Raw genomic sequence first — 5,546 nt, forward strand, 5'->3', positions numbered from 1 at the left:
ATGCAGCGCTGACCGGCAGAAAAAAGTTCTGCAAAAACTGTTGACGAAACGCTGAATGCTCTGCATAATCTCGTTTCTCCGCTGCAACGAAATGACGGCAACGTCAGCGAGGCAGCGACAGCGAACCGGCAAAGCCGGGCGCTGAGGTTCTTTAACAATCAAACAACCGATAAGTGTGGGCGCTTGATGGCGAACGCCACGGTGACTTCGGTCGCTGTGATGCTTCAAAAGTTATCAGTGCTCGCACAGTAAAACATGTTGGTTGGGTTCTTCGGAGCCTGGCCAGTCAGTTTTCTGAGAGTGAGCGACCGCTCGAAAGAGCGAGGTGCTTCGGCACCACACAGAGATTGAACTGAAGAGTTTGATCCTGGCTCAGATTGAACGCTGGCGGCATGCCTTACACATGCAAGTCGAACGGCAGCGCGGACTTCGGTCTGGCGGCGAGTGGCGAACGGGTGAGTAATACATCGGAACGTACCCTGTTGTGGGGGATAACTAGTCGAAAGATTAGCTAATACCGCATACGACCTGAGGGTGAAAGTGGGGGACCGCAAGGCCTCACGCAGCAGGAGCGGCCGATGTCTGATTAGCTAGTTGGTGGGGTAAAGGCCCACCAAGGCGACGATCAGTAGCTGGTCTGAGAGGACGATCAGCCACACTGGGACTGAGACACGGCCCAGACTCCTACGGGAGGCAGCAGTGGGGAATTTTGGACAATGGGGGCAACCCTGATCCAGCAATGCCGCGTGTGTGAAGAAGGCCTTCGGGTTGTAAAGCACTTTTGTCCGGAAAGAAATCGCGCTGGTTAATACCTGGCGTGGATGACGGTACCGGAAGAATAAGCACCGGCTAACTACGTGCCAGCAGCCGCGGTAATACGTAGGGTGCGAGCGTTAATCGGAATTACTGGGCGTAAAGCGTGCGCAGGCGGTTTTGTAAGACAGGCGTGAAATCCCCGGGCTTAACCTGGGAATTGCGCTTGTGACTGCAAGGCTAGAGTGCGTCAGAGGGGGGTAGAATTCCACGTGTAGCAGTGAAATGCGTAGAGATGTGGAGGAATACCGATGGCGAAGGCAGCCCCCTGGGACGTGACTGACGCTCATGCACGAAAGCGTGGGGAGCAAACAGGATTAGATACCCTGGTAGTCCACGCCCTAAACGATGTCAACTAGTTGTTGGGGATTCATTTTCTCAGTAACGTAGCTAACGCGTGAAGTTGACCGCCTGGGGAGTACGGTCGCAAGATTAAAACTCAAAGGAATTGACGGGGACCCGCACAAGCGGTGGATGATGTGGATTAATTCGATGCAACGCGAAAAACCTTACCTACCCTTGACATGCCACTAACGAAGCAGAGATGCATTAGGTGCCCGAAAGGGAAAGTGGACACAGGTGCTGCATGGCTGTCGTCAGCTCGTGTCGTGAGATGTTGGGTTAAGTCCCGCAACGAGCGCAACCCTTGTCTCTAGTTGCTACGCAAGAGCACTCTAGAGAGACTGCCGGTGACAAACCGGAGGAAGGTGGGGATGACGTCAAGTCCTCATGGCCCTTATGGGTAGGGCTTCACACGTCATACAATGGTGCGTACAGAGGGTTGCCAACCCGCGAGGGGGAGCTAATCCCAGAAAACGCATCGTAGTCCGGATCGTAGTCTGCAACTCGACTACGTGAAGCTGGAATCGCTAGTAATCGCGGATCAGCATGCCGCGGTGAATACGTTCCCGGGTCTTGTACACACCGCCCGTCACACCATGGGAGTGGGTTTTGCCAGAAGTAGTTAGCCTAACCGCAAGGAGGGCGATTACCACGGCAGGGTTCATGACTGGGGTGAAGTCGTAACAAGGTAGCCGTATCGGAAGGTGCGGCTGGATCACCTCCTTTCTAGAGGCTTGTGTTCACAAGTCAAGCGTTCACACTTATCGGTTTGTTTGCTGTTACAGCCAAGGGTCTGTAGCTCAGGTGGTTAGAGCACCGTCTTGATAAGGCGGGGGTCGTAGGTTCAAGTCCTACCAGACCCACCAAGTTATCGCGCGGGGGATTAGCTCAGCTGGGAGAGCACCTGCTTTGCAAGCAGGGGGTCGTCGGTTCGATCCCGTCATCCTCCACCAGTACCTTGGGGTTGTAGTCAAAGACAAGAATTCAGGCGAGTGCCTGAGTGTTTGTCTTTGGCTGTTGCCAACAGGCGTTAAGCCTGGCTGTTCTTTAACAATATGGGATGTAGTAAAGGTGTCGCGAGCGTTGATGAGACGCTGTAGTACAAACGCGATACCGGGTTGTGATTGTATCAACCAAAATGTATTTAAAGTGATCGAAAGATGACTTGGAATACGGCACAAACGCGAGAACTCAGACCTATGACGGTCGTGTCCTTGAGACACACTCGTTATAGGGTCAAGCGAACAAGTGCATGTGGTGGATGCCTTGGCGATTACAGGCGATGAAGGACGCGGTAGCCTGCGAAAAGCTTCGGGGAGCTGGCAAACGAGCTTTGATCCGGAGATGTCCGAATGGGGAAACCCGGCCCGAATGGGTCATCCCTGACTGAATACATAGGTCAGGGAAGCGAACGCGGCGAACTGAAACATCTAAGTAGCTGCAGGAACAGAAATCAACCGAGATTCCCAAAGTAGTGGCGAACGAAATGGGAAGAGCCTTGTACTCTTTAGCAGCATTGTTAGCAGAACGGGATGGAAAGCCCGGCCATAGCAGGTGATAGCCCTGTATGCGAAAACAGCGTTGTGGAACTAGGTGTACGACAAGTAGGGCGGGACACGTGAAATCCTGTCTGAAGATGGGGGGACCATCCTCCAAGGCTAAATACTCGTAATCGACCGATAGTGAACCAGTACCGTGAGGGAAAGGCGAAAAGAACCCCGGGAGGGGAGTGAAATAGATCCTGAAACCGCATGCATACAAACAGTCGGAGCCTGGAAACGGGTGACGGCGTACCTTTTGTATAATGGGTCAGCGACTTACATTCAGTGGCAAGCTTAACCGATTAGGGAAGGCGTAGCGAAAGCGAGTCCGAATAGGGCGTTGAGTCGCTGGGTGTAGACCCGAAACCAGATGATCTATCCATGGCCAGGTTGAAGGTGCGGTAACACGTACTGGAGGACCGAACCCACTAACGTTGAAAAGTTAGGGGATGAGCTGTGGATAGGGGTGAAAGGCTAAACAAATCTGGAAATAGCTGGTTCTCTCCGAAAACTATTTAGGTAGTGCCTCGTGTCTCACCTTCGGGGGTAGAGCACTGTCATGGTTGGGGGGTCTATTGCTGATTACCCCGCCATAGCAAACTCCGAATACCGAAGAGTGCAATCACGGGAGACAGACATCGGGTGCTAACGTCCGGTGTCAAGAGGGAAACAACCCAGACCGCCAGCTAAGGTCCCAAAGATTGGCTAAGTGGGAAACGAAGTGGGAAGGCTAAAACAGTCAGGAGGTTGGCTTAGAAGCAGCCACCCTTTAAAGAAAGCGTAATAGCTCACTGATCGAGTCGTCCTGCGCGGAAGATGTAACGGGGCTAAGCCAGTCACCGAAGCTGCGGACGCACGCAAGTGCGTGGTAGGAGAGCGTTCTGTAAGCCTGTGAAGGTGTCTTGTAAAGGATGCTGGAGGTATCAGAAGTGCGAATGCTGACATGAGTAGCGATAAAGGGGGTGAAAGGCCCCCTCGCCGTAAGCCCAAGGTTTCCTACGCAACGTTCATCGGCGTAGGGTGAGTCGGCCCCTAAGGCGAGGCAGAGATGCGTAGCTGATGGGAAGCAGGTTAATATTCCTGCACCGTCGTATGATGCGATGGGGGGACGGATCGCGGAAGGTTGTCCGGGTGTTGGAAGTCCCGGTCCCTGCATTGGAGAAGGCGCTTAGGCAAATCCGGGCGCGGAATTCAAGGATGTGGGGCGAGCGGCCTAGTGCTGCGAAGCAATTGGAAGTGGTTCCAAGAAAAGCCTCTAAGCTTCAGTCATACGAGACCGTACCGCAAACCGACACAGGTGGGCGAGATGAGTATTCTAAGGCGCTTGAGAGAACTCGGGAGAAGGAACTCGGCAAATTGGTACCGTAACTTCGGGATAAGGTACGCCCTTGTAGCTTGACTGGCCTGCGCCAGGAGGGTGAAGGGGTTGCAATAAAATGGTGGCTGCGACTGTTTAATAAAAACACAGCACTCTGCAAACACGAAAGTGGACGTATAGGGTGTGACGCCTGCCCGGTGCCGGAAGATTAAATGATGGGGTGCAAGCTCTTGATTGAAGTCCCGGTAAACGGCGGCCGTAACTATAACGGTCCTAAGGTAGCGAAATTCCTTGTCGGGTAAGTTCCGACCTGCACGAATGGCGTAACGATGGCCACACTGTCTCCTCCCGAGACTCAGCGAAGTTGAAGTGTTTGTGATGATGCAATCTCCCCGCGGCTAGACGGAAAGACCCCATGAACCTTTACTGTAGCTTTGCATTGGACTTTGAACCGATCTGTGTAGGATAGGTGGGAGGCTTTGAAGCGTGGACGCTAGTTCACGTGGAGCCGTCCTTGAAATACCACCCTGGTTTGTTTGAGGTTCTAACCTTGGCCCGTGAATCCGGGTCGGGGACAGTGCATGGTAGGCAGTTTGACTGGGGCGGTCTCCTCCCAAAGTGTAACGGAGGAGTTCGAAGGTACGCTTGGTACGGTCGGACATCGTACCTAAAGTGCAATGGCAAAAGCGTGCTTAACTGCGAGACCGACAAGTCGAGCAGGTGCGAAAGCAGGACATAGTGATCCGGTGGTTCTGAATGGAAGGGCCATCGCTCAACGGATAAAAGGTACTCTGGGGATAACAGGCTGATACCGCCCAAGAGTTCATATCGACGGCGGTGTTTGGCACCTCGATGTCGGCTCATCTCATCCTGGGGCTGTAGCCGGTCCCAAGGGTATGGCTGTTCGCCATTTAAAGAGGTACGTGAGCTGGGTTTAAAACGTCGTGAGACAGTTTGGTCCCTATCTGCCGTGGGCGTTGGAATCTTGACGGGGGCTGCTCCTAGTACGAGAGGACCGGAGTGGACGTACCGCTGGTGTACCTGTTGTCTCGCCAGAGGCATCGCAGGGTAGCTATGTACGGAAGAGATAACCGCTGAAAGCATCTAAGCGGGAAACTCGCCTGAAGATGAGGATTCCCTGGAGGCTTGACCTCCTTGAAGGGTCGTTCGAGACCAGGACGTTGATAGGCTGGGTGTGGAAGCGCAGTAATGCGTTAAGCTAACCAGTACTAATTGCCCGTAAGGCTTGATCCTATAACCAGTGTGTTTTACCTGGTGAGTGCGCCTTGTGCCCAGGTGTGCAACACAACCCAATCTTTACTACACCCAGATTCGCCGCGCTGACCTCTGGTCAGCCCGGCAACCCCTCATGCCTGGTGACCATAGCAAGTTGGAACCACTCCTTCCCATCCCGAACAGGACCGTGAAACGACTTCGCGCCGATGATAGTGCGGACTACCCGTGTGAAAGTAGGTCATCGCCAGGCTCTTATACCCAAAACCCCCAGCCCCATAAGCTGGGGGTTTTGCTTT

2 tRNA genes and 3 rRNA genes are annotated in these 5,546 nt (G+C 53.6%); all 5 read left to right on the top strand.

Features of this window, described 5'->3' with window-relative positions:
* Positions 1–349 precede the first annotated feature (349 nt).
* A 16S ribosomal RNA gene (locus RN01_RS26495) occupies positions 350–1,881 on the top strand.
* 63 nt (positions 1,882–1,944) lie between these two features.
* Positions 1,945–2,021 (top strand) — tRNA-Ile (locus tag RN01_RS26500).
* A gap of 11 nt (positions 2,022–2,032) precedes the next feature.
* Positions 2,033–2,108 (top strand) — tRNA-Ala (locus tag RN01_RS26505).
* Between the two features lie 281 nt (positions 2,109–2,389).
* Positions 2,390–5,268 (top strand): 23S ribosomal RNA (locus tag RN01_RS26510).
* Positions 5,269–5,386: 118 nt separating this feature from the next.
* Positions 5,387–5,500, top strand: a 5S ribosomal RNA gene (rrf, locus tag RN01_RS26515).
* Together the 16S, 23S and 5S rRNA genes with 2 tRNA genes alongside form the textbook arrangement of a ribosomal RNA operon.
* The last annotated feature ends 46 nt before the right edge of the window (positions 5,501–5,546 follow it).

It is taken from the genome of Cupriavidus sp. SHE (assembly GCF_000812445.1).
Classification (GTDB): Bacteria; Pseudomonadota; Gammaproteobacteria; order Burkholderiales; family Burkholderiaceae; genus Cupriavidus; species Cupriavidus metallidurans.